Source organism: Massilia frigida (assembly GCF_011682175.1).
Classification (GTDB): domain Bacteria; phylum Pseudomonadota; class Gammaproteobacteria; order Burkholderiales; family Burkholderiaceae_D; genus Telluria_A; species Telluria_A frigida.
This window is the reverse complement of record NZ_WHJG01000040.1, coordinates 16,926-40,533: the sequence shown is the minus strand read 5'-3', so window position 1 is coordinate 40,533 and position 23,608 is coordinate 16,926. Positions and strand designations below refer to the sequence as shown.

General features: G+C 63.4%; 21 protein-coding genes. 17 read left to right on the top strand and 4 right to left on the bottom strand.

Features of this window, described 5'->3' with window-relative positions; genetic code table 11:
- Positions 1–53 precede the first annotated feature (53 nt).
- From F2P44_RS27610 to F2P44_RS27540, 15 genes are all read left to right on the top strand, one after another.
- Entirely contained in the window at positions 54–290 is a 237-nt protein-coding gene (locus F2P44_RS27610; protein ID WP_167091728.1) for a hypothetical protein, read from the top strand.
- Between the two features lie 213 nt (positions 291–503).
- Positions 504–1,406, top strand: a complete 903-nt coding sequence (locus F2P44_RS27605; protein ID WP_167091725.1) for a head GIN domain-containing protein — start codon at positions 504–506, stop codon at positions 1,404–1,406.
- Positions 1,407–1,565: 159 nt separating this feature from the next.
- On the top strand, positions 1,566–2,114 hold the full coding sequence (locus F2P44_RS27600) for a dihydrofolate reductase family protein (protein ID WP_167091722.1): 549 nt from the start codon (positions 1,566–1,568) through the stop codon (positions 2,112–2,114).
- 377 nt (positions 2,115–2,491) lie between these two features.
- Positions 2,492–3,364 carry a glucosamine kinase nucleotide-binding domain-containing protein gene (locus F2P44_RS27595; RefSeq protein ID WP_167091719.1) on the top strand — a complete coding sequence of 291 codons (873 nt, stop codon included), beginning with the start codon at positions 2,492–2,494 and terminating at the stop codon, positions 3,362–3,364.
- Positions 3,365–3,366: 2 nt separating this feature from the next.
- Positions 3,367–4,101: a GntR family transcriptional regulator gene (locus tag F2P44_RS27590; RefSeq protein ID WP_167091712.1), complete on the top strand. Its 735-nt coding sequence runs from the start codon at positions 3,367–3,369 to the stop codon at positions 4,099–4,101.
- A complete protein-coding gene (nagA, locus tag F2P44_RS27585; RefSeq protein WP_167091707.1) occupies positions 4,098–5,210 on the top strand; it encodes an N-acetylglucosamine-6-phosphate deacetylase in 1,113 nt (370 codons plus the stop codon). Before F2P44_RS27590 ends, nagA begins: the two co-directional genes overlap by 4 nt.
- Positions 5,203–6,213 carry an SIS domain-containing protein gene (locus F2P44_RS27580; RefSeq protein WP_187363446.1) on the top strand — a complete coding sequence of 337 codons (1,011 nt, stop codon included), beginning with the start codon at positions 5,203–5,205 and terminating at the stop codon, positions 6,211–6,213. The genes nagA and F2P44_RS27580 overlap by 8 nt, the downstream gene beginning before the upstream one ends.
- Before the next feature lie 16 nt (positions 6,214–6,229).
- Positions 6,230–7,492: an ABC transporter substrate-binding protein gene (locus tag F2P44_RS27575; RefSeq protein ID WP_167091704.1), complete on the top strand. Its 1,263-nt coding sequence runs from the start codon at positions 6,230–6,232 to the stop codon at positions 7,490–7,492.
- Positions 7,489–8,355: a carbohydrate ABC transporter permease gene (locus tag F2P44_RS27570; RefSeq protein ID WP_167091701.1), complete on the top strand. Its 867-nt coding sequence runs from the start codon at positions 7,489–7,491 to the stop codon at positions 8,353–8,355. The genes F2P44_RS27575 and F2P44_RS27570 overlap by 4 nt, the downstream gene beginning before the upstream one ends.
- The gene (locus tag F2P44_RS27565; RefSeq protein ID WP_167091698.1) at positions 8,355–9,173 is read left to right on the top strand and encodes a carbohydrate ABC transporter permease; all 819 of its coding nucleotides are present in this window, start codon (positions 8,355–8,357) and stop codon (positions 9,171–9,173) included. The genes F2P44_RS27570 and F2P44_RS27565 overlap by 1 nt, the downstream gene beginning before the upstream one ends.
- Before the next feature lie 31 nt (positions 9,174–9,204).
- Complete coding sequence (locus F2P44_RS27560) at positions 9,205–10,521, top strand: MFS transporter (RefSeq protein ID WP_167091695.1); 1,317 nt, start codon at positions 9,205–9,207, stop codon at positions 10,519–10,521.
- Between the two features lie 2 nt (positions 10,522–10,523).
- Complete coding sequence (locus F2P44_RS27555; protein ID WP_167091692.1) at positions 10,524–11,630, top strand: ABC transporter ATP-binding protein; 1,107 nt, start codon at positions 10,524–10,526, stop codon at positions 11,628–11,630.
- A 172-nt stretch (positions 11,631–11,802) separates the two neighbouring features.
- Positions 11,803–13,116, top strand: a complete 1,314-nt coding sequence (locus tag F2P44_RS27550) for a tetratricopeptide repeat protein (protein WP_167091689.1) — start codon at positions 11,803–11,805, stop codon at positions 13,114–13,116.
- 239 nt (positions 13,117–13,355) lie between these two features.
- On the top strand, positions 13,356–13,640 hold the full coding sequence (locus F2P44_RS27545; RefSeq protein WP_167091686.1) for a hypothetical protein: 285 nt from the start codon (positions 13,356–13,358) through the stop codon (positions 13,638–13,640).
- Positions 13,628–13,918 carry a type II toxin-antitoxin system RelE/ParE family toxin gene (locus F2P44_RS27540; protein ID WP_167091683.1) on the top strand — a complete coding sequence of 97 codons (291 nt, stop codon included), beginning with the start codon at positions 13,628–13,630 and terminating at the stop codon, positions 13,916–13,918. Before F2P44_RS27545 ends, F2P44_RS27540 begins: the two co-directional genes overlap by 13 nt.
- 295 nt (positions 13,919–14,213) lie before the next feature.
- On the opposite strand, the gene F2P44_RS27535 is transcribed toward F2P44_RS27540, so the two are convergent.
- Complete coding sequence (locus F2P44_RS27535) at positions 14,214–14,717, bottom strand: hypothetical protein (protein WP_167091680.1); 504 nt, start codon at positions 14,715–14,717, stop codon at positions 14,214–14,216.
- Positions 14,718–15,104: 387 nt separating this feature from the next.
- Between F2P44_RS27535 and F2P44_RS27530 the strand changes: the two genes are divergently transcribed.
- Positions 15,105–15,647 (top strand): PEP-CTERM sorting domain-containing protein, encoded by a 543-nt coding sequence (locus tag F2P44_RS27530; protein WP_229423787.1) that lies wholly within the window; start codon positions 15,105–15,107, stop codon positions 15,645–15,647.
- A gap of 291 nt (positions 15,648–15,938) precedes the next feature.
- Here the strand turns inward: F2P44_RS27530 and F2P44_RS27525 are convergent, their stop codons facing one another.
- On the bottom strand, positions 15,939–18,710 hold the full coding sequence (locus F2P44_RS27525; RefSeq protein ID WP_167091674.1) for a TonB-dependent receptor: 2,772 nt from the start codon (positions 18,708–18,710) through the stop codon (positions 15,939–15,941).
- A gap of 389 nt (positions 18,711–19,099) precedes the next feature.
- Between F2P44_RS27525 and F2P44_RS27520 the strand changes: the two genes are divergently transcribed.
- Positions 19,100–19,840: a GntR family transcriptional regulator gene (locus F2P44_RS27520; protein WP_167091671.1), complete on the top strand. Its 741-nt coding sequence runs from the start codon at positions 19,100–19,102 to the stop codon at positions 19,838–19,840.
- Between the two features lie 102 nt (positions 19,841–19,942).
- Here the strand turns inward: F2P44_RS27520 and F2P44_RS27515 are convergent, their stop codons facing one another.
- Together F2P44_RS27515 and F2P44_RS27510 are read right to left on the bottom strand one after the other, a co-directional pair.
- Complete coding sequence (locus F2P44_RS27515) at positions 19,943–20,722, bottom strand: SDR family oxidoreductase (RefSeq protein WP_167091668.1); 780 nt, start codon at positions 20,720–20,722, stop codon at positions 19,943–19,945.
- Positions 20,723–20,821: 99 nt separating this feature from the next.
- The gene (locus F2P44_RS27510) at positions 20,822–23,527 is read right to left on the bottom strand and encodes a M16 family metallopeptidase (RefSeq protein ID WP_167091665.1); all 2,706 of its coding nucleotides are present in this window, start codon (positions 23,525–23,527) and stop codon (positions 20,822–20,824) included.
- Positions 23,528–23,608: the final 81 nt, after the last annotated feature.

The window sequence follows — 23,608 nt, the reverse complement described above, 5'->3', positions numbered from 1 at the left end:
CGCTCTTGCCGCCGCAGACAATCGCGACGTTGACCTAATACTGGAGAAATATTATGAACGCATCGAAATTGTTTACCGCCGTAGCAGCCCTGGTCCTGACCGGTTCCGCCTTTGCCGCCGACGCCCCGGCCGCCAGCACCGCCGTATCGGCCGCCGCATCGAGCCTGAGCGTGCCAGCCGTGACCATCAACCAGTCGCGCAGCCGCAGCGATGTCAGCGCCGAAGCCGTCGAATTCGTCAAGAACTACAAGACCGCTTTCGCCGTCCAGCTGGAACAGTACAAGAACTAATCGCGCCGGTCCGCCCCGGACCGTTCGCCCGCAGCACAGTTCAAACCGGAAAACCCGACGCCTCCTCGGGTTTTCCGACCTGCTCGCCCTACCCCCTCCTCCCGACCGTTCAAGCCGCCGATTCGACCATCTGTCGATTTTCGCTCGCGCGCCCGCGCACCCGGCCGTATTGTTCATGCTCCGAACCCAACGCCGCCCAGCGGCAGACCCGCCATGACGACCTACCTCAAGCAAGCCACCTTCGCCACCCTGCTGTGCGCCGCCGCGGCCAGCCAGGCCCAGGCCACCTCCGACGTGCGCAAGGTCGCACCTTTCCACGCGATCGAACTGTCCGGCCCTTATAAAGTAGTGATCACCGCCCAGGGCACGCAAGCGCTCGAACTGTCGGGCCAGCGCAAGGAGCTGGAGCGCATCGAAACCATCGTCAAGGGCGACACCCTGATCGTGCGCCCGCGTTCGCGCACCGGCATCAACATCAGCTTCGGCGATGACGAGCGCACCACCATCACCATCGCCGCGCCGGGCCTGCGCAGCCTGGCCAATGCGGGCAGCGCCGACGTGTCCCTGAGCCAGGTCGAAGGCGAGCAGTTCGCGCTGAACCTGAGCGGCTCGGGCGACGTGGACGTGTACCAGCTTAAAACCGGCAAGCTGCAACTGTCGATGAAAGGCTCCGGCGACGTCCACCTGGCCGGCGCCGCGCGCACCTTGCAAGTCGACGCGCATGGCTCGGGCGAGCTCGAAGCCTGCGGCCTGGCGGTCGAACGCACCAGCGCCGTGCTGCGCGGTTCGGGCGAAGCGTGCGTGCCCGGCGGCACAGGGCAATTCCAGGGTGAAGTGCACGGCTCGGGCGAACTGACGGTCAGGCAGCTGCGGGCCGACAAGGCACGGCTGGTGCTCACCGGTTCCGGCGAGATCCAGATCGACGGCACGGTCGGCAGCTTGAGCGCGGACCTGAACGGCTCGGGCAGCGTGGAGGGCGAAAACCTGGAGGCGCAACAGGCCAGCGTGACCGTGCGCGGCTCGGGCACTGCCGAAGTGCGGGTCAAACCGACCGCTTCGGCCAGCGCGCAACTGGTGCACTACGACCGCAAAGGCGCCAGCACGACGCGCAACTGAGTGCTCCCGAGGGCGGCATGGCCGCCGATGCCAGTGCCGGCGGCCGGGACGCCTGCTGCTTGGAAAAAGTGATGGCCGGACGTCGATTCCGGACATCGCCGCTCGTCGTCAAGGCAAGAGAGCTGCATCGTGCAGCTCTCACCAACCGACGAGAACACCATGCGAAAGCTGACATCCCACCTTTTTATTTCGCTCGACGGCGTCGTCGAAGCGCCCGATACCTTCGTCCGTCCGAACTTGTACGCCGACGTTGATGAGTTCACGCGCGACACGGTCGCCGGGCAAGAGGCCATTCTGCTCGGCCGCAAGACGTATCAGGAATGGTCGCAATGTTGGCCGGATTCGACGATTGAGCCATTTGCATCCTTCATTAACAACAACCCGAAGTTTGTCGTCAGCCGCACTTTGCGCAATGTGGAGTGGAAGCAGTCAACGCTGCTCGATGGCGACCTTGCGGCTGCCGTTGGCGAACTCAAGGCGCAAACGGGCAAGACGATCGGCGTACACGGCAGCATCAGCCTGGTCCAATCATTGCTGCTCGCTGGCCTGTTGGATGAACTGCATTTTCTTCTTTGTCGCGTCATGGCGGGACACGGACGCCGCCTGCTTGACAACCAGGGCGATCCGGTACAACTGGACCTGAAGCACTCCCGTGCAACCCCTGCAGGGCTCCACTATTTGGTATACACGCCAAGGCCATCGACGTGAGCGGGGCGCGCACACGACTTACCTGACAATGCCTTATGAATACGCGCGGAGCGCGGAAAAACCTGCCTTGCGGGCAGTTCCGTCCGCCCCCCATCAGCGCTAGACCGCCAGGGCTCATCAGGCGCCGGGCAACAAAGCTGCACGCCCGCGCCACCACACTCCCCATACCAAATTGGCACTAAACCAAAGCCAGATTAATACCATTACCCCAGTTTCATAAAGTATTTAAAAACAATAGCTTACGACGATATCGAGGCCCGGGGACGCAAGGCCAATTCAGTATTTTATAATACCACTTAAATACCTGTTGACAAGGTGGTTAGGCGATCATATAGTGCCCACACCTTCCCCACTTCAGAACCCGGACAACAACACACATGATCGAATATCTCATCGGCGTCGATGGCGGTGGAACCGGTACCAGGGTGCGCCTGGCGCGCGCCGGTGGCAGCCAGTTGGCACAAGGCCAGGGCGGCCCGTCCGGCCTCTCGCTCGGCATCGCGCAGGCATGGAACTCGGTCGCCGAGGCGCTCGCCTCGGCCTGCGGCGCGGCCGGCATTGCGCAGCCGGCCAACGCCAGCATCGCCATCGGCCTGGGCCTGGCCGGCGTGCACAATCCGCTGTGGGCCGAACAATTCCTGGCCGCCGATCCCGGCTTCGGCACCATCCGCCTTGAGAACGACGGCTTCACCACGCTGATGGGCGCGCACGGCGGCAAACCGGGCACCATCGTCGCCATCGGCACCGGCAGCGTGGGCCAGGCCTTGCTGGCCGATGGCAGCCAGCGCGAAGTGGGCGGCTGGGGCTTCCCGACCGGCGACGAAGCCGGCGGCGGCTGGATCGGCCTGCGCGCCATCGCCCACATCGAAAAAGTCATTGACGGGCGCGCGCCGCACAGCGCCTTTGCGCAAGCGGTGATCGATGCCTGCGGCGGCGAACGCAATGCGATCCAGGTCTGGATCGGCCGCGCCACCCAGACCGCTTTTGCCTCGCTCGCACCGCTGGTGGTGGCCCATGCCGACACCAGCGACACCGCGCGCGCCATCCTGGCCGACGCCGGGGGCGAAGTGGCATTGATGGCGCACGCGCTCGACCCATCCGGCCAACTGCCGCTGGCACTGTGCGGTGGCCTTGGCGTGCCGTTGCGCGCCTACCTGCCGCCAGACCTGCTGGCACGCAGCGTCGCTCCGCTGGGCGACTCCGCCAGCGGCGCGCTGCGCATGATCGAACTCCACGTGAGAGGACACTAACCATGCTTGCGCAGCTCAGCGATTTCAAGCCCGACGCCGACAGCGTCACCCCGCTCTACATGCAACTGGCGAACAAGCTATCGGCCGGCATCACCAGCGGCGACTGGCGCGCCAACGAAGCGCTGCCGTCCGAGCGCATGCTTTCCGACGTGCTCGACATCTCGCGCGTCACCGCGCGCAAAGCCATCGACATGCTGTGCGAGCGCGGCATGCTGACGCGCCGGCGCGGCTCCGGCACCTACATCACGCCGAAGCTGGAACAGCCGCTCTCGCGCCTGACCAGCTTTTCGGAAGAACTGAGCCAGCGCGGTTTCACCGCCGGCTCGCGCTGGCTGGAACGCGAAATCGGCGTGGCGGCCCCGCTCGAACTGCTCTCGCTCGGCCTGTCGCCCAACATGCCGGTGGCGCGCCTGCGCCGCCTGCGCACCGCCGACGACGTGGTGATGGCGATCGAAACGACCACCATCCCGGCCATCCACATGCCCGACCCGCACGGCGTAACCGATTCGCTGTACGGCTACCTTGAGGCGCGCGGCGCGATTCCGATGCGCGCGCTGCAGCATATCCGCGCCGTCAACGCCAATGCGGAGCAGGCGCGCCTGGCCGGCCTGGCCCCGGGGGCGGCAATGCTGCACATTACCCGTGTGAGTTACCTGGACAGCGGCGCGGCGGTGGAACTGACCCACTCGTTCTGCCGCAGTGATTATTATGAATTCGTAGCGGAGTCGCGCCGATGAACGATGCAATCAAAGGCAACATCCTGACCACCAGCGGCTGGATCAACGGTGCGATCAGCTTCGGCGAACGCGTGACGAGCATCAGCGGCGGCGCGATCGATCCATCGGTCAACGGCGACGACTACGTCATCCCTGGCTTCATCGACCTGCACGTGCACGGCGGTGGCGGCAAGGACATCATGGAGGCCGGCGACGCGCCCCACGTGATCGCCGCCATGCATGCCAAGCACGGCACCACCTGCCTGCTGGCCACCACCATGACGGCGCCGCCGCACGAAATCACGCGTGCCCTCAAGGCCATCGGCGCGGCCTGTGCCGACCGCCGGCCCGGCGCGGCGCGCATCCTCGGCGTGCACCTGGAAGGCCCGTACATCAACTCAGGCAAGCTGGGAGCGCAACCGAACTACGCGCGCGCCGCCACCCTGGCCGAAGTGCAGCAGCTGGGCACCTACGCGCCGATGCGCCTGATCACCGTGGCTCCGGAAATCGCCGGCCACCTGAACCTGGTGCGCGAACTCAGTAACGCCGGCATCCGCGTGCAGATCGGGCACACGCTCGGCTCGTACGAAGATGGCGTGGCGGCGCTGGAGCACGGCGCGGCCGGTTTTACGCACCTGTTCAATGCCATGAGCGGCCTGCATCACCGCGAGCCGGGCATGGTCGGCGCGGCGCTGGCGCATGCGCAGTACGCCGAACTGATTCCCGACCTGCTGCATGTGCACCCGGGCGCGATCAAGGTGGCGCTGCGCGCAATTCCGCACCTGTACTGCGTCACCGATTCCACCGCCGCCACCGGCATGCCTGATGGCGACTACAAGCTTGGCCGCCACAGCGTGCAGAAATGCATGGGCGGCGTGCGCCTGCCCGACGGCACCCTGGCCGGCAGCACGCTGACCATGGACCAGGCGCTGCGCAACCTGGTGAGCCTGGGCCTGTCGCTGGAAGATGCCTCGCACCGGGTCTCGACCTACGCCGCCGACTACCTCGGCGAAACCGAACGCGGACGCCTGGCGCCAGGCACCTTTGCCGACATGGTGGTCCTGGACCGCGATTTGAAAATCAAAGCTGTCTATATCGAAGGAGAAAAGTGTGACCTCACTGATGCTTAAAGAAGCCCTGTCCGCCGCCGACTGCGTCGCCCTGCAATTGGAAAACGACGTCGAACGCTACGCGGAACTGGGCCGCAAGCTGAGGACCACCACCTTCAACACCGCGCTGACGGTGGCGCGCGGCAGCTCCGACCACGCCGCCAATTACTGTGCCTACCTGATCATGGCACGCATGGGGCGCATCGTCGCTTCGCTGCCGATGTCACTGGTGACCTTGTACAAGTCGCCGCTGGTCACGCGCGACACGCTCACCATCGCGATTTCGCAATCGGGCCAGAGCCCGGACGTGGTCGAACCGATCCGCTATTTCCGCGACGGCGGCGCCACCACCATCGCGCTGGTCAACGATATCGATTCGCCGCTGGCCGCCGCCGCCGAATGGGCGATGCCGCTGCGCGCCGGTAAGGAGCAGAGCGTGGCCGCCACCAAGAGCTTCATCACCAGTCTCGTGGCCGGTGCGCGCCTGGTCGCGCAGTGGCAGAACGACCCGGAACTGACCGAAGGCCTGGCCGCCCTGCCGGAGGCGCTGTGCAGCGCCGCCCAGGTGGACTGGTCGCCGGCGCTGGAGGTACTCACGCCGGCCCGCAACATCATGGTGGTCGGACGCGGCATCAGTTTTCCGATCGCGCTCGAATCGGCGCTCAAGTTCAAGGAAACCTCGGCCTTGCAGGCGGAAGCTTTCAGCGGCGCCGAAATCAAGCACGGCCCGATGGCCCTGATCGAAGATGGCTATCCGCTGCTGATTTTCGCAACGCGCGGACCGACCCAGGCCGGGCTGATTGCGCTGGCGGCCGAAATGCGCACCCGCGGCGCGCGCGTGCTGCTGGCGGCGCCAAGCGACGTGCCCGAGCGCGACCTGACCCTGCCGACCGCCGCCACCCCGGACCTGGACCCGATCGTCGCCGTGCAAGCCTTCTACGTGATGGCGGCGCACCTGTCGAAAGCGCGCGGCATGGACCCGGACCGCCCGCGCCACCTCAGCAAAGTCACCAAGACCAACTGACGCACGCCCGCCATCAATGAAGATAAAGACACTGCTGACGGCATTGATGGCAACGGGACTGGCAGCTTCCGCAGCCGCCGCCGACACGAAAATCGAATTCTGGACCTTCAGCATGAAGCCCAAGTTCACACCGTTTTTCGAATCGGTGGCGCGCAATTACGAGGCAGCCAATCCGGGCGTGAAGATCGAGTGGATCGATTTTCCGTGGGACGTGATCCAGACCAAGCTGGTCACGCGCATCGTGGCCGGCACGCCGCCGGCGCTGGTCAACCTGAACGTGCCCTGGGCCGACGAATATGCGCGCGACGAACTGCTCACGCCGATCGACGCCCTGCTCGGCACGTCCAAGGCCAGCTACATCCCGAGCACCCTGGAAGACCTGCGCTTCAAGGGCAAGACCTACGGCTTCCCGATGTACAGCAACGTCGCCGTGATCGCCTACAACCAGGCCATCTTCAAGGATGCGGGCCTGACGCGCGGACCGCACAGCTTCGACGAGCAGCTTGCGTTCGCGCGCCAGATCGCCGCGCGCACCGGCAAGGCCGGCATCGCCCCGGCGCTGTCGAAAATCGATGGCCTGTTCATGTGGCAGGGCCTGGCCGTCATCAAGGATGGCAAGGCGGTGTTCAATTCGGCGCAGCACGTGGCGCTGGTGCAGAAACTCGCCGCGACCTACAAGGCCGGCGGCCTGCTCAAGGAAAGCCTGTTCGCCGAGGATAACTTCCCCGCCGTGGTCGACGCCTACAAGGGCGGCCGTCTCGGCATGCTGCTGGCGCCACCAACCGCTCTGAAACGCATCCTGAACGATGCAAAAGATATCTACGCCATCACCAGCGTGGCGCCGGCGCCGCTCGGCCCGACCGGCATCGCCGACGGCGGCTGGCTGATTCATTTCGCGATACCCAAAGGTGTCGATGCGAAGTTACTCCCTGCGGTCGGCAAGTTCGCGCTGTACCTGACTGGCGACGCCAGCCAGCTGGCCTTTGCCAAGCAGGCCAGCGTGTTCCCCACCACCGTCAGGGCGGCCGCCGATCCCTACTTCCTGGCACTGCCGGCCAACGCCGGTGCGGCCGAAAAGGCCGTCGAAGCGGGCGCGCGCTCGATGGCGCACTCGCACACCTTGTACGTGGCCGGCATCGACGACTACGACGAACTCCGGCGCTCGCTGGTGAAAGCTGTCGAAGCGGGCGTCACCGGCAAGCAGGACGTGCAGCAGGCGCTCGACCAGGCGGTCGCGATCTGGAACAAGAAACTGTCCAAACAGAGGCTGCACGAATGAGTACACGGCGCCACACCTTGCAGGCATGGATGTTCCTGGCACCGGCACTGGTGCTGCTGGCCGTGTTTTCGTTCTGGCCGGTGGCCTACGGCTCCTTCCTCGCATTCACCGATTACAGCCTGATACGGCCAACGTCCTTCGTCGGCCTCGATAATTTTCGCTACATCTTCGACAACGACATGTTCGTCACGGGGCTCAAAAATTCACTGCTGTTCCTGGTGATGGTGCCGTTCGTGCAGATCGGCGCGATTGCGCTGGCGGTGCTGGTCAATAACCAGCTGCCCGGCATCCGCTGGTTCCGCGCCGCCTTCTACGTGCCGGTGGTGACCACGGTCTCGGTGGTCGGCATCATGTGGGGCTTCATGTTCCACGAGCAGGGCACGCTCAATTACGTCTTCATGCAGCTGCGCCTGGCGAATGCGCCCATCGGCTGGCTGACCGACGACACGCTGGCGCTGTTCGCCGTCATGTTCGTCACCCTGTGGCGCGGGCTTGGCTGGTACATGGTGATGTACCTGGCCGCGCTGCAAGCCATCCCCGCCGACATGCAGGAAGCCGCCATGCTCGATGGCGCCAACCGCTGGCAGCAGTTCTGGAAGATCACCGTGCCCATGCTGCGTCCGACCATTGCGGTATGTTCGATCCTGTCGGTGCTGGCCGCGCTCAAGGCCTATCAGGAAGTGGATGTGCTGACCCAGGGCGGGCCGATGAATTCGACCTTCACCGCCCTGTACTACGCCTACGACCAGGGCCTCAAGCACCTCAAGCTGCCGCGCGCGCTGGCCGCCAGCCTGGTGGTATCGAGCATCTGCATCGGTATTGCGCTGGTGTGCCTGCGCTACCTCAAACCGAAGCACCGCTGATGCGCGCCCGTCCGCTGGCCACGTTCGGCCATTACCTGATCCTGTGCGTGCTGGCCGTGGTGTGCGTGTTCCCGTTCTGGTGGACCCTGGTCACGGCCATTTCGACCGAAGGCAATGTATTCGCCTTTCCGCCCACCTTCTGGCCGCGCGCGCCATCGCTGGAGAACTTCGCCGAGGTATTTCGCGCGATTCCCATCATCGCGTTTTTCAAGAACTCGGTGCTGATCGCCGTATGCACCGTGTTCTGGAAGCTGGCACTGTGTTCGATGGCCGCCTATCCGCTGGCGCGCATGCAGTTTCGCGGCCGCAAACTGGTGTTCGGCGTGATCCTGGCCACCCTGGTGCTGCCGTCGGAAGTGAACTTTTTGGTGAACTTCATCACCATCACCAAGCTGTCGCTGGTGGACACCTACACCGGCGTGATCTTGCCGAACGTGGTAACCGCAGTCGCCATCCTGCTGCTCAAGCAAGCGTTCGAGGAAGTACCGCAAGACCTGATCGACGCGGCGCGCGTGGATGGCGCGTCAGAATGGATCATCTTCAGCAAGATCATGCTGCCGCTGATCGCGCCGTGGCTGGCCACGGTCGGCATCCTGACGGCGGTCGAAGCCTGGAACGAGTACATCTGGCCATCCATCGTGATGAGCAAGCCGGATGAATTTCCGCTGTCGGTGGGCGTGCTGTATTTGCGCGGCACCTTCGGCAGCAGTACCCGCGTGATCGCCGCCGGCACCGTGCTGACGATCCTGCCCACCCTGGCCGCCTTCCTGTTCACGCAGCGCTTCTTCATGCGCGGCATGGACGGCGCAGTCAAGTAACGCTGTCAAGAAACCCCACCCAAGGATGTCGATGGAACTGACTAAAACAACTAAAAAAGAACGCAGCCCACTGGCCTGGGTACCGAGCTTGTACCTGGCGCAGGGCTTGCCCTTCTTCGCGGTCGCGATGGTGGCTGGCCAGATGTTCAAGAGCATGGGCGTGGCCAACGACGATATCTCCCACTGGACCGCCGCCATCATGTCGGCCTGGATTTTCAAGCCGCTCTGGAGCCCTTTCCTGGAGCTGGCAAGCAGCAAAAAAATCATCGTGGTCGGCTTCCAGCTGATCGGGGGCGCCTGCCTTGGCCTGGTGGCGGTGGCGCTGCACATGCCGTTCTGGTTTGCAGCCTGCGTCGTCATGCTCACGCTGGTCGCCATTTCATCAGCCACCCACGATGTGGCCTGCGACGGCTTGTACATCTCCAGCCTGACGCAGAAGGAACAGGCAGCCTACGCCGGCTGGACCGGCACCTTCTTCAACGCCGGGCGCTTCATCTCGTCCGGCGGCCTGCTGCTGCTGGCCGGGTATTTCGAAAAAACCATGGGCGTGGTCTCGGCCTGGACCATCGTATTCTGCATCCTGGCGGCGACGATGGCCGTCCTTGGCCTGTACAACGGCTGGGCGCTGCCGCTGGCGAAAAACCCGGCCAGCGCCGACATCACGGCGGCGCAGATTGCGCGCACGCTCAAGGAAGTCATCATCGACTTTTTCAAGAAGCCGGGCATCTGGGTATCGGTCCTGTTCATCATCCTGTTCCGCGCGGGCGAAGCGCAGGTGCAGACGATAGGCCCGCTGTTCCTGCGCGAAGCGCGCAACCTGGGCGGGCTGGGCTTGAGCACAACCGAAGTGGGCGCCGTGTACGGCACGGCGGGCACTATCGCCTTCGTGGTCGGCAGTATCGCGGGCGGCTACTTTACCTCCTGGCTGGGCCTCAAACGTGCGATCCTGGCGCTGATCCTGGCGGTGAACCTGCCCAACCTGGTGTTCTACTATCTGTCGACCACCCTGCCTACCGACCTGACCCTGATCGGCGCGGCGCTCAGCGTGGAGATGTTCGGCTACGGTTTCGGTTTTGTGGGCCTCATCCTGTACATGATGCAGGTGGTCGCGCCGGGCAAATACCAGACCGCGCACTATGCATTTGCGACCGGGATCATGCAGCTGGGCTTCTCGCTGTTCAAATGGATCAGCGGCGATATCCAGATCGCGCTCGGCTACCACAACTTCTTCCTGTGGGTGCTGGCGGCCGCGGTGCCGGTGGCGATTCTGTCGCAGATCATTCCAATGAGCGCGAGCGAACGCCAACAGGCCGAACTGGCGGCCGCCAAGCTGTCGCCGGTGCGCTGAGCATGGCCGCCGTCACCCTCAAGCAGGTCGTCAAGCGCTACGACGACAGGCAGACCATCATCCACGGCGTCGACCTCGATATCGCCGATGGCGAATTCGTGGTTTTCGTGGGGCCGTCCGGCTGCGGCAAATCGACCTTGCTGCGCATGATCGCGGGCCTGGAAGAGATCAGCGGCGGCGAGCTGCATATCGGCGGCCTGCTGGCCAACGAGATCGCGCCGGCCAAGCGCGGGCTGGCGATGGTGTTCCAGTCGTATGCGCTGTATCCGCACATGACGGTGTTCGAGAACATGGCGTTCGCGCTCAAGCTGGCCGGCCACAAGGGCGAGGAACTGAAAGCGCAGGTCGGGCGCGCCGCCGGGATTTTGCAGATCACCCATCTGCTGCAGCGCCGCCCCAAGGAGCTCTCGGGCGGCCAGCGCCAGCGCGTGGCGATCGGGCGCGCCATCGTGCGCAAACCCGAGGTATTCCTGTTCGACGAACCGCTCTCGAACCTCGACGCCAGCCTGCGCGTGCAGATGCGGGTGGAGCTGAGCCGCCTGCACAAGGAACTCAAGACCACCATGATCTACGTGACCCACGACCAGGTCGAGGCGATGACCCTGGGCCAGCGCATCGTGGTCATCAACGGCGGGCGCATCGAGCAGGTGGGCACACCGTACGAGCTGTATAACAACCCAGGCAACCTGTTCGTGGCCGGCTTTCTGGGTGCGCCGAAGATGAACTTCATCGCCGCCGAGGTCACGCATATCGGCGCCATCGGCGTGCGCGTGCGCCTGGCCGACGGCACCCTGGTCGATGCCGACGCCGACGGCAGCGACGCCATGACCGGCGACAAAGTCACGCTCGGCATCCGCGCCGAGCACATGACGCTGCTGCCGGCCGCTACCCAGCAGTCGAATGCGATCGCGGCCGTGGTCGGCCACGTCGAGTACCTGGGCGACCAGACCATCGTGTACGCCAGCATGCCGGGCGACCCTGCCCTGATCGCACTGCGCCAGCCGCAGGGCGGCGCCATGCTGCGCGCGGGCGAGCGCATCGCGCTGCATTTGCCGCCCGCGCACTGCCATCTGTTCGACGGCCGGGGACGCGCGTTTTTGCGCGCCTGAACCAGTCCGCACGGAAATCAGGATGCAGAAATGAAGTTTATGTGACAATATGCGCTTCGTCCGAAATTCGCACCAAGCGGACGACGCCCATGTAGGCCAGGTGTCCACGGTTCGGCGGGCTGATGCGTTATAGCGTCAGGCTGTCTTTATGTCTTTGATTGAAGGATTTTCCATGTCCCAGTTTCGTCTTGCCCGTATCAGTCTGATCTTGGCCGCCATCGGCCTGAACGCCGCACCCGCCCTGATGACCAGCGCCAGCGCGCAATCCGCCCCTGCCACGCCTGCGACCAGCGCCGCTCCGACCAAACCGGAAACCGTTCGTCCGGAACTGTACAAGCTGCTCGACCCGGCCGCCGTCAAGGTCTTGATCGATGGCAAGAAATTCGCTGAAGTCCAGGAAAGACTGACTGCCGCCGAAGCCTACGCCAACCGCACCCCGTACGAAAACTACGTCATCGAGCGCATGAAATTCTCGCTCGGTTCGGCCAGTGGCAATGAAGCGATGACGGCGACCTCGCTCGAAGCGATCATCAACTCGCCAAGCACGCCGGCCATCGACAAGCCGGAATTCATCCTGGCGATGGGCAATTTGCAAACCAACGCCAAGAACTATCCGAAGGCGATTGAATGGATGAAGCGCTACGTCGCCGAAGGCGGCTCGCCGGCGCGCGTGCGCGGCTCGATCGCCCGCGCCTACTACCTGAATAACGACCTGGCCACGGCCAAGACCGAAGCGCTGGCGGTGCTGGCCGAAAACGAGAAAACCGGCACCGCGTCGACCGAGGGCGACCTGCGCCTGGTGGTCGCCATCACCGGCAAGCAAAAAGACTGGCCGGCTTACACGGCCGCACTGGAGAAGCTGATCGCGTCTTACCCGAGCGAAGAGCTGTGGACCGACTTGCTGCACCGCATGTATGGCAAGACCAGCTTCAACGCGCGCCTGCTGCTCGACGCCTACCGTCTTGAGTCGGCCGTGCTGAAACAGCTGGAAGCCGAGACTTACGTCAACATGGCTGAAGAAGCAGTGCGCGCCGGCTTCCCGGTCGAAGCGAAGAAGGCGGTTGACGCCGGCTTCGCCGCCAACGTCCTGGGCACCGGCGCCGACGCCGGCAAGCACAAGGCGTTGCGCGACCGCGTCAACAAGGGTGCGGCCGACGACGCCAAGAACATCGCCAGCGGCGAAGCCAGCGCTGCCAAGATGAAAGACGGCACCGGCCTGGTGAATCTGGGCTATGCCTACGTGACCATGGACGAATTCGACAAGGGTATCGAGCGGATCGAACAAGGCATCGCCAAGGGCGGCCTGAAGCGTCCGGAAGAAGCCAAGCTCAAGCTGGGTATGGCGTACGCCAAGGCTGGCCGCAAGGATGATGCGATCAAGACCTTTGAAACCGTCAAGGGTCACGATGGCATCGGCGACCTGGCGCGTTACTGGACCATGTGGCTCAAGCGTCCGGCAACGGCCGCGGCGCCAGCAGCCAAGTAATTCACGGCATCGCTGTCTGATCGGGCGGGTTCCGGCGCAAGCCGGGCCCGCCCTTTTGTTGTTAACGCGCTCAAGATTGATCCGGTTCAAACAGGATGACGGGCGTTGAACCAATCGCATGCCGCCGGCCTCTGAACTTGGTAGCTGTTCCGGTTTTGCGCAGATAGTGGAGCACATTACTTACCCGTCGACAGAAAGGCGCTACCCTAGTAACCCCTACTGTATGAAGGTTCGTGATCATGTCAACGACATCACTACAACTATCCCCTGAACGCAAGGAGCGAGCGGTCGCTGCAGCAGACCAATTGGGCATCAGCACGCACGCGTTCATGGTCGGGGCAATCAGCCAAGCGACGGATGCGGCCGAGCAGCGAGCGGAATTTGTCGCGCAGGCGCAAAGTGCTCTCGCCGACATGCAGGAAAGCGGACTGGGCTATGACGCTGACGATGTGCGTACCTATTTGCGTGAGCGCCTTAGCAATAGCGACGCAGCCAGGCCCGAGGCCAAGCCGTGGCGAAAATAAGTTACTCGAACCGGGCGATTGCTGACCTGGAACGCATCAGTCACCTCCTCGCCACGAGCAAGCTGGACGTTTCCGACACGCTCGACTTGATCGATGAAGCCATCCACATTCTTGCTCGTCATCCCTTCGTTGGCAGGCCGGCCGAAACGGGGTTGCATGAGCTGGTAATTTCAAAAGGGAAAAGTGCTTACATCGCGCTATACAACTACCATGTCAAGCGGGACGTCGTTTTAGCGCTGTCCATCCGGCACCAACGGGAAGCCGGCTTGCGGCTATAGCGACTCCCTTCATCCTCGGCACTGCTCCTTTTTCAGCGGGACCGAAGAAGCCCCGCCATCCAAGCCTCAGTATTTGCCGTGCAGCGCCATGATCGGGCAGGTTCCGGCGCAAGCCGGGCCCGCCCGTTTTCGCTGAGGCATGTTCAGCGCGATACCGTCCGCGCCGCAAGCGACCTTGTCCTTCACCGTCTTCATTGACAAGCGAAGCCCCGGCTTGAGCAAGTGGCGCAGATGCGGGGCTGGCTGCGCAGGCACTTAAAATGGCATTTTTGCCTTCGTGGCTGGATCGTCGATATCATTCCTTTTGCACGGTAACGACATAGATATAGCGACCCGGCACCAGCGCCATGCCATCGGCATTGTTGAGCCGTCCGTGGGGACCAGGTGCGCCGGGTTGCCATTGCCGATAGCTGTCGGGCTCGCGCCGGCGTCCCGCAAGCTCGTCAGTGATCGCCGCATCCCAATGCACATCGAGCGGCTGAATCTGCTTTTCGCTGCGCAGGCCGGCCAGTTCATTGCTGTGCACAGACGTCAGCATCGGTGTCGTTGGCGGAACCCCGCTCGCGGTATTCGCGCTCGCGCGGCGTAAACCACCGCCAAGGGCCGCGCCGAGCAGACCCTGGCCGCCTGCCGCTACCAAGCCTGCACCCGCGCCCACACCCAGCGCCGTGGCGGCAAGCGCGCCGGCACCGGCGAGGCCCAAGCCGCCGAGCACGCCCGACCCGGTCATCATTTGCAGCGGCGCCGAGTGCGGGGCGCTACCGCGCATAGGCGCGAGCCGCGCGCGCTGACCATCCATGCGGACCTGCTGCCCCACCAGCCCTTTTGTCAAATCAGGGATGCCCTTGGTGGCGCTGCCTTTGCGCTGTCTTTGCGCTGGATGTGCGCAGGCCAGCCGGCTTGTTTCGGCGTCGCTTCCCGTTCGACGGTGGGGCAGCCGTGAGCGGCATGGACATCGCGGCTCGCGTGGCGGTCCGGCAGCGGCTTGAATACCATCGTCCCGGCCACATCCGCATGCATGACAGCCATGCCGGTAACGGAGATCGGGGCCTTTGCAGCGCAGCCACCAACGACAAACATTGACGGATGTGCCCACATGCCGCGTCAACGAGCCGCAAATTAGCCCCGGGTAAATTAACTTTCTGATAATATGCCTGTTCCGACAATACGATCAACAAGGTCTCTCATGTTTATGAAACTGGCGAGCTGCGCCGCCCTCACGCTGTGCGCTTTGACCGCCAACGCGGCCGATCAAGCATATGAATGGTCTTTCCAGGGTTTTGCCTACAAAGGTGGACCGGATTTTTTTCCTGATGCCAAGATCACGGGACAGTTCGTCGTCAACGATCTGAATCAGGATGGGATCTTCGATCTTACCGAAGTTAAGTCTTTCACCTACGATATGGTTGGCAAACAGCCGTGCATCAACGCAGGCAATATCACATGCAGTTTGTCAACGTTTTCGTACAATCCCGCGGGCGCACTGTCGTTCGACTACGAGTTCAGGCGCTCCTCCGAATCCTCCGGGCACCACGACTGGGTCCACTCGGGCAAAAACTGGGGCTACGCGATGTGGTGGGGTGGAGACGGGGAGGACGTTGGATACACATGGGACGCCCGGACAGTCGCGACGATTACCGCGGTACCTGAACCTCACAGCTACCTCATGCTCGGTGCGGGCCTGTTGTCGCTGGCTGCCTTCACGCGGCGGCGGCGCAACCGCAAGTAGGTTCGGAACGACGCAACTGACGAACGGCGCATGCCTTGCTTGCAGAGGCGGCGGCATGCCGATCGGTGCTGCGCGTTACTGATGGCACGCGCGGCGTGCGCTGCCGCACGAGCGGCGCAGGGCTATCCCAGGTGCCGCAAAACATCGGCGTGGCCGCGCTGCCCGGAGAAGCGCCCAATGATTCTTCAACCCGGCGCGCTATGGATCAGGCACGACGGTCTCCCATAAAAAAAACGGGACGCGCGAGCGTCCCGTTTTTTATGGCGGGACCGAAGTCCCTCCATCGTCGTCTTAGTACTTGCCGTGCAGCGCCAGATAAATCTGGCGGCCATTCTTGTACAGCGAACCCGGCACATCCATCGCGCCGGCGGTGTGGATCACCGAACGCACCATCGGATTGTTCAAGTCCTTGCCGTCCAGGGTAACGCTGAAGTTCTCGTTGATCTGGTACGCCAGCGAGGCCGACAGCGAACCGACCGCAGCCTGGTACGAGGCCGAATTGCGGCTGGTGCCATTCAGGAAGCCCGAGCGCCAGCTGTAGGTCAGGCGCGCGCTGAGCTTGTCCTGCTCATAGAAAGCGCCGACGTTGTAAGCGTTCTTCGAGGTACCGATCAGGGTGCAGTCGGCATAGGTCAGCTTGCCGCAGACCGAACCCGGCGCCTTGCCGGTTTCCTTGCCCAGGGTGTAGGTGTAGTTGGCATTCACGCCAAAGCCCGCCGGCAGCGCCTGCTGGTACGAGAACTCCATGCCCTTCACTTCCGCCGTGGTGTTGAGCGGGGTGTCGATCTGGTACACGGTGTTTTTCTTCTGCAACTGGTTGTAGAAGGTGGCGGTGCCGGAACCGTAGGTCACATAACCGTCCAGCGCCGAGTAGAACGCACCGGCCGCCAGCAGCGACTTCTCGGCGAAATACCACTCCACGCCCAGGTCGAAGTTGTTGGCACGGATAGGACGCAGGTTCGGGTTGCCGGCGCTGCCGGTGCCCTGCACGTCGCGCAGGTCGGTGCCGGCCATCTGGCCCAGCTCCGGACGCGCCATCGTGCGGCTGGTCGAGAAACGCGCCACCAGGTTTTTCGACAGGTCCATGCGGAAGTTCGCACTTGGCAGGAAGTCGAGATAGGTGTTGGTGTACAGGCGCGGCTCGAAGCTGCCGGACGGCGCGATCTCGTTGCGCTCGACTTCTTCCTTGGTGTGCACCACGCGCACGCCGACGTTGCCCGAGAAGCCTTCGGCGCCGAAGTTCGCCATCACGTAGGCCGAACGGGTCGGCTCCTTGATCTTGAATTCGTTTTGCTTGAGGTGGCCTTCGTACTTGGCGTAGGTGCTCAGCCAGCTGTTGACGGCTTCGCGCGAGAACGTCCAGTAGCCGGCGCCGTTCGCGTCAAGGTCGTTGAACTCGGTCGGGAACGAGGTCAGGCCGCCCATCGGCAGGTTGCCGACCACGGCGAGGCCCGGCAAGGCGTTGATGCCGATGGCGGTCAGGTCGCGCTTGTGCTCCGCGCCGCGCACGCCGAACTGGATCGACTGCACGCTGGCCAGGTCGGTCTTGAAGGTGCCGTCGATCTGGCCGTAGGTTTCCTTGTCGATCGCGGTGACGTGCGAGCCGTAGGTGTAAGGCACGTTGCCGCCGCCGTCAGGACCGCCGCCGATCGAGAACTTGTCGGCGCCCGGGGTCACATAGGTGACTGCCTTGTCGACGCCATGGATGGTGTAGCTGCCGCCGGTGTATGGCATCCACACGCCGAGCGCGCCGCTCACGGTGTTGCCCAGGCCCTTGGTGGTGCCGACCTTGGTGGCGAAAGTCAGCTTGTCGTTGACGCGCCATTTGCCGTCCAGGTTGACGAACTGCGACTGGCTTTCGGCCACGGGACGGCTGAATTCTTCCTGCACCGCGCTCGACATGCTCGAACAGGTGGCACAGTTGGCCGGCACGGTGCCGGTCAGCTGGGTCAGCACGCCATTGTTCACGGTGCCGCTCACGTTACCAGCCGGGAAATCCTTGGTCGCCCAGTTCGGCGCCAGGAAGCGGCCCAGCGACTGCATGAAGTTGTGGTTGATGTTCGGTGCGTCGAGGTGCGAACGGAAAGCGGTCAGGTCGAGCGTGATGTCGCTGATCGGCTTGAACTGGACATCGATCAGACCACCCTTGCGGGTACGTTCCTGCTCGAACCAGGCGGTGCCGCCCAGGTAATTCGCCTTGGCGCCCTTGACCGGATCGGTCTGGATGGCGGTCGCTGCGCCAGGCAAGGCCTTGTCGACCGGCGAACCGGCTTCGACCGGATCGTACCAGATCCCGTTTTCCTGGCCGACGCGGCTCAGGGTGCGTTTTTCATGAAAACCCTGGACCATCACGGCCAGGTTGCCGGCTTCGTTCTTCCAGTTCACCAGGCCGTTGAACTGGGGATCGTTCTTGCCCGAGTTTTGCGAATTCACGGCGCCCAGGCTGATCTGTGCACTGATGCCCTTCTTGAAGTCCAGCGGTTTGCGCGTTTCGATGTCCACCACGCCGACAGCGCCGCCTTCGAGCAGATTGGCCTGCGAACCTTTATGCACCGTGACGCGCCCGATCAGTTCGGACGGGAACAGGGAGAAGCTCACGCTGCGCCCGCCGCCGATGATGTTATCGGCAAACCAGTCGCCGCTCGAGACGGTGTGGCTGTTCAGGGTGGTCAGGGTCAGGCCGAACGGGGTGCCGCGCAGGGCCACGCGGTCGTTTTCGCCGAAGCTGCCTTCGGAGCCGCCGGCGGCGGCCACGCTCACGCCGGGCAGGCGCTGCAGGGAATCGGCCACGTTCTTGTCGGGCATCTTGCCCACGTCTTCAGCAGTAATGACTTCGACCAGGCTGTCGGAATTGCGTTTCTGGTTCAGCGACTGCTGCATTGCAGCGCGAATACCAGTGACGATCACCACTTCGCCCTTGGCGTCCGGGTCCAGGCTTGGTGCCGTGGCGGGACCCTGGGCCTGGGCCTGGGCCGACATCGCGATGCTCAACACCAGAATTGCTGCGGCCGACGCTACCGGCGTCAGGCTGGTCGATACAGGACGCTCTGCGTTCTTATTCACTACTGACTGATTGCGCTTCATTACTTCCCCCTTGATGTTGGCTCCGTGAGTAAGCCAGTTCATTTTTAACAACGACTTTTTATGTGCTACGGGTACCACCACGTCTAAAACCAATCTAACGCCAATATACTCCTCTTTAATACCAGAACACTACCAGTTAAGTGAATTTTTTCATATGTTGTTTCGATAACACACGGGTGGACTGGGATTTTAGCCAAGTGGTCTGGTCATTCAGGGCGAATTCAGCGTAGTTGCAAGAGGGAAGACTATTCCAGCGGTCTTTTTTTGGTATTATCGGTATATGCAAATGCGACAACTGCATGATGTGGCGAATTTGCGCCAGGCGACGGAAAAAGTGGTCCCACCCTCACGAAAGAAAGCAGATTGGTATGAGTTCCCTTGTCCACATCATGCAGACGCTGGCCCAGACCAGCTCGCAGCCGCTGTACCAGCAATTGCAGCGCGCCCTGCGCGAAGCGATCGACCAGCGCATCTTCGGCCCGGACGAAGCCCTGCCGGCGGAACGGCAGCTGGCGCTGGACCTGGCGATCTCGCGCATCACGGTGCGCAAGGCGATCGACGGGCTGGTGAGCGAGGGCTTGCTGGTCAAGCGGCCCGGCTCGGGCAACTTCATCAACACGCGCATCGAGAAGAATTTCGCCAAGCTGACCTCGTTTTCGGAGGATATGCGGGCGCGCGGGCGCACGCCGCGCAGCGTGTGGCTGAAACGCTCGGAGGGGACGGTGACGCCGGAGGAAGCCTTGCGCCTGCGCTTGTCGCCGGGTGCGCCGGTGTACCGCTTCAACCGGATCCGCTATGCGGACGAGTTGCCGATGTGCCTGGAGTACGCGACCATCGTGGCGTCCTGCCTGCCATCGCTCGATGTGGTGGGGGTGTCGATGTACGAAGCACTGGAAGCGGCCGGCAACCGGCCCACGCGTGCGCTGCAACGGCTATCGGCGTTGCTGCTCAATGCGGAACAGGCCAAGCTGCTGCAGTCGAAGGAAGGCGATGCGGGATTGTGCGTGGAACGGCTGGCGTTCCTGAGGGATGGACGAGCGGTGGAGTTTTGCCGCTCGTACTTCAGGGGGGATATGTATGATTTCGTGGCGGAGTTGAGTACGACGTAAAACCTCGTCGTTCCTGCGACCCTGTCGTTCCTACCATTGGCAGAAACGACTTCCTGCCATTGGCAGAAACGACTTCCTGCCATCGGCAGAAACGACGGGGGGTTAAATCGCGGTCAAGCCACCATCAACCGCCAGCTGATGCCCGGTCACGAACGAACTCTGGTCCGAACACAGCCACATCGCCGCATTGGCAATCTCCACCGGCTCGGCGAACCTGCCCATCGGGTGCACATTGCGCAGCTTTTTCTCGCGCAGCGGTTCGCGTTCCAGCGCGCGGCCCATCATCGGCGTATTGACCACGCCCGGGCACACACTATTAATACGAATCCCTTCGCGCGCATACTCGGCCGCCGCAGTCTTGGTCATGCCCACCACCGCGTGCTTGCTGGCCGCGTAAATCGACTGCGTCGGCGCGCCCACCAGACCGGCCACCGACGCCGTGTTCACGATCGTCCCGCCGCCCTGCTTGAGCATCTGGCGAATCTCGTACTTCATGCACAGCCACGTACCTTTGACGTTGACGTTCATGATGCGGTCGAACAGCGCTTCGTCAGCCTCCGCCAGCGGCAGGTGCTCTTCCTCGATGCCCGCATTATTAAACGCGCAATCAAGCCGCCCGTAATACGCCACCGTCTTGTCGATCAGCGCTTCGACTTCCGCCGCGCGCGTCACATTACACTGCACGAACAGCGCCTTGCCGCCATTTTCGACGATCATCGCCGCCGTCGCGTGGCCGCCATCGACCGAAGTATCGGCCACCACCACGCACGCACCCGCGCGTCCGAACGCCACCGCGGCAGCGCGGCCAATGCCGCCAGCCGCGCCCGTCACGAGAACAACCTTACCCGCGAACGAGGATTCCTTCTGCTTCTCCCTGGCCATGATCCAACATCTCCGTATGTTCTACAGAGGAAGCAAATACTTCCTCGAAGCAACAGAATACCGTAAACGTTGCTATCCCGCCAGCAACAATTGCTATTTCTACCGCTTGAGCTTGGCTTTTTCCTGATCTCCCGCAATGACCACACTGAGCTTGGCCGGATCGATCGCCTTGCGGAAGGCGGCATTTAGTTGTTCTAACGACACAGCGGCCAGTTTTTGTTCAAAGCGTTCACTCCATTCGAAGGTTTTGCCCTGATACAGCAGCGAAGTCCAGCCGCCGGCCAGGATGCTGTCGTCGGCGCGGTTTTGCGCGCGCTGCTGCAACAGTCCCGATTTGGCCGCCGCCAGTTCGCCCGGGGTAAAGCCCTTGATGACGGCGCGCGTCAATTCCTCGCGCATGGCGGCATCGAGCTTGACCAGGTTCTGCGGCGCGGCGATGGCGCTCATCGTCATGCTGCCGGCGCGGTCAAGGTCCCCCGCCCCCAGCTGCGAGCCGCCGCCGTACGACAGCCCATCCTTCTGGCGGATGCGGTTCATCAGGCGCGATTCCAGGCCGCCGTCGCCGAAAATGTAATTGGCCAGCATCAGCGCCGGATAGTCCGCATCGTCGACTTGCAGGTCGAGGTTCATGCGCGCCATGACGACGCCGTTTTCCTTGTCGGCCAGGTTGACCGTCTTGTTCATCGGCGCGATGGCCGCGTGCGTGCGCAGCACCGGCGCATAGCTGGCGCGGCTCTGCCACTTGCCGAACAACTCGTCGATGAGCGGTGCCACGGGCGCCGCGTCGAAGTCGCCGACGATCGCCAGTTCGCCGTGCGAGGCGCCGTAGAAATCGCGGTGGTAAGCCTTCACATCGTCCAGGCGCACCGCCTTGACGTCGGCGATCTGCTCATCGAGGGTGCGGCTGGCGCGGATGTCGCCCTTCGGATAATGGTCGAAATGCTCGCTCAGCACGCGCACGGCCACCGATTGCGGCTCGCTGCGGCCCGACTCCAGGCTGACCAGCATTTGCTGGCGCAGCTGCTCGAATTCGGCTTCCGGGAAGGTTGGCTCCTTGAGCACATGCGCCATCAGGCGCAGCGCCTCGGCCAGGTGGGAACGGGTAGTTTCGAACTCCATCAGGCCACCGCTGATCTTGAGTTTGTCGAAGGCGTCCGAGAGCTGCTCGCGCGTGTATCGGGTGGTGCCGCGCGTGAGCATGGCGCCCGTCATCGCCGGCAGCATGCCTTTGCCGAACAGGCTTTTCTCGTCGCCCCAGTGCAGGTTCAGGTCCACAACAACGGCCTCGCCACGGTTCTTCTTGGGCAGCAGCGCAAGCTTGATGCCGCCCGCGCTGGTCAGCGTGGTGCGCTTCATGATGTTGGCCTGGCTCGGCTCGAAGTCTTCCGACTTCTGGCTGGCCGCTTTCGGCTTGAAGTCCTTCATCACGGAAGCCAGGGACGGCGCGGGCGGGATCTCGGCGCGGCGCGGGGCGTCGTCCGGCAAGAAGTGGCCGGTCACGCGGTTGTCGCGGCGCAGGTAGCGTCCCGCCGCCTCGGCCACTTCGGCCGCAGTCATGGTGGCGATGCGTTCGCGTCCGACGAAGAACAGGCGCCAGTCGCCCAGTGCGATCACTTCGGACAAGGCCACGCCGACCTGCTGCGGATCGTTCAGGCTTTTCTCGATGCTGTTGGTGTAGTTGCGGCGCACGCGCTCGAGCTCGGCCTCGGTGGGCGGGGTCTTGGCGAAGTCCTCGACGGCGGCCGTGAGCGCGTCGCGCACCGGTTCGATCGGGTCGCCCTTGCGCACCATGGCGCCGAAATACAGCATGCCGGGCGCATAGCCGGTTTCGGCGTAGGCGAAGACGTCGCTGGCCTTGCCGCTTTCGACCAGCAGCTTGTGCAGGCGCCCGGTGGTAGCCGCGCCCAGTACTTCGGAGGCGAAACTGAGGGGATCGCTGTCGTCATGCAGGGCGGCGGGCACCTTGTAGCCGACCGCGATCATTTGCACGTCGCCCTGGCGGCGCACGGTGAAACTGCGCTCACCGTCCTGGGTCGGTTCCACCGTCCAGAACTGCGGCAAGGTACGCTTGGGCTTGGGGATGGCGCCGAAACTTTTCGCGATCCAGCCCAGCGTGCGCGCCGGATCGAATTTGCCGGCCACCAGCAGCACCGCGTTATCGGGCTGGTACCAGGTGCGGTAGAACGCTTGCAGGTTCTCGATCCTGACGTTCTCGATATCGCTGCGGTTGCCGATGGTCGAACGGCCGTAGCTGTGCCAGTCGTAGCCGAGGCTCTGCATGCGCTTCATCAGCACTTCGCCGGGCGAATTCTCGCCGCTTTCGTACTCGTTGCGCACCACCGTCATTTCGGAGTCGAGATCCTTTTTGGCGATGTAGGAATGGACCATGCGGTCCGCTTCCATCTGCAGCGCCCATTGCAGGTTGTCGTCGCCGGCCTGGAACACTTCATAGTAATTGGTGCGGTCGAGCGCCGTGGTGCCGTTGAACTGCATGCCGCGCTGCGAGAATTGCTGCGCGATGTTGCGGTTGTTGGGCGCACCCTTGAACATCAGGTGTTCGAGCAGGTGGGCCATGCCGGTCTCGCCATAGTTTTCGTGGCGCGAGCCGACCAGGTAGGTGACGTTGACGGTGACAGTGGGCTTGGACGAGTCGGGAAACAGCAGCACTTTCAGGCCGTTCGGCAGGTGGTATTCGGTGATGCCTTCGACCGCAGGCCCCTGCACGACGCCTTTCGGCATCGGCAGGGCGAGCGCGGCGCCCGTGACGAAGTAAGCGGCGGCGCAGATCCAGCGAATTTGGTTCATGAGGTCTTCTGGTAGGGTGGACACGGTTTGCCGTGCCCACGCGGACCCCGGCGCGAGCCATCATACCAGAGGGCGGCTGGC

Excerpts from the sequence above, each read along its gene's own strand:
- F2P44_RS27610 (WP_167091728.1), top strand. The coding sequence starts at position 54 with ATGAACGCATCGAAATTGTTTACCGCCGTAGCAGCCCTGGTCCTGACC.
- F2P44_RS27605 (WP_167091725.1), top strand. The coding sequence starts at position 504 with ATGACGACCTACCTCAAGCAAGCCACCTTCGCCACCCTGCTGTGCGCC.
- F2P44_RS27600 (WP_167091722.1), top strand. The coding sequence starts at position 1,566 with ATGCGAAAGCTGACATCCCACCTTTTTATTTCGCTCGACGGCGTCGTC.
- F2P44_RS27595 (WP_167091719.1), top strand. The coding sequence starts at position 2,492 with ATGATCGAATATCTCATCGGCGTCGATGGCGGTGGAACCGGTACCAGG.
- F2P44_RS27590 (WP_167091712.1), top strand. The coding sequence starts at position 3,367 with ATGCTTGCGCAGCTCAGCGATTTCAAGCCCGACGCCGACAGCGTCACC.
- nagA (WP_167091707.1), top strand. The coding sequence starts at position 4,098 with ATGAACGATGCAATCAAAGGCAACATCCTGACCACCAGCGGCTGGATC.
- F2P44_RS27580 (WP_187363446.1), top strand. The coding sequence starts at position 5,203 with ATGCTTAAAGAAGCCCTGTCCGCCGCCGACTGCGTCGCCCTGCAATTG.
- F2P44_RS27575 (WP_167091704.1), top strand. The coding sequence starts at position 6,230 with ATGAAGATAAAGACACTGCTGACGGCATTGATGGCAACGGGACTGGCA.
- F2P44_RS27570 (WP_167091701.1), top strand. The coding sequence starts at position 7,489 with ATGAGTACACGGCGCCACACCTTGCAGGCATGGATGTTCCTGGCACCG.
- F2P44_RS27565 (WP_167091698.1), top strand. The coding sequence starts at position 8,355 with ATGCGCGCCCGTCCGCTGGCCACGTTCGGCCATTACCTGATCCTGTGC.
- F2P44_RS27560 (WP_167091695.1), top strand. The coding sequence starts at position 9,205 with ATGGAACTGACTAAAACAACTAAAAAAGAACGCAGCCCACTGGCCTGG.
- F2P44_RS27555 (WP_167091692.1), top strand. The coding sequence starts at position 10,524 with ATGGCCGCCGTCACCCTCAAGCAGGTCGTCAAGCGCTACGACGACAGG.
- F2P44_RS27550 (WP_167091689.1), top strand. The coding sequence starts at position 11,803 with ATGTCCCAGTTTCGTCTTGCCCGTATCAGTCTGATCTTGGCCGCCATC.
- F2P44_RS27545 (WP_167091686.1), top strand. The coding sequence starts at position 13,356 with ATGTCAACGACATCACTACAACTATCCCCTGAACGCAAGGAGCGAGCG.
- F2P44_RS27535 (WP_167091680.1), bottom strand. The coding sequence starts at position 14,717 with ATGGATGGTCAGCGCGCGCGGCTCGCGCCTATGCGCGGTAGCGCCCCG.
- F2P44_RS27530 (WP_229423787.1), top strand. The coding sequence starts at position 15,105 with ATGTTTATGAAACTGGCGAGCTGCGCCGCCCTCACGCTGTGCGCTTTG.
- F2P44_RS27520 (WP_167091671.1), top strand. The coding sequence starts at position 19,100 with ATGAGTTCCCTTGTCCACATCATGCAGACGCTGGCCCAGACCAGCTCG.
- F2P44_RS27515 (WP_167091668.1), bottom strand. The coding sequence starts at position 20,722 with ATGGCCAGGGAGAAGCAGAAGGAATCCTCGTTCGCGGGTAAGGTTGTT.
- F2P44_RS27510 (WP_167091665.1), bottom strand. The coding sequence starts at position 23,527 with ATGAACCAAATTCGCTGGATCTGCGCCGCCGCTTACTTCGTCACGGGC.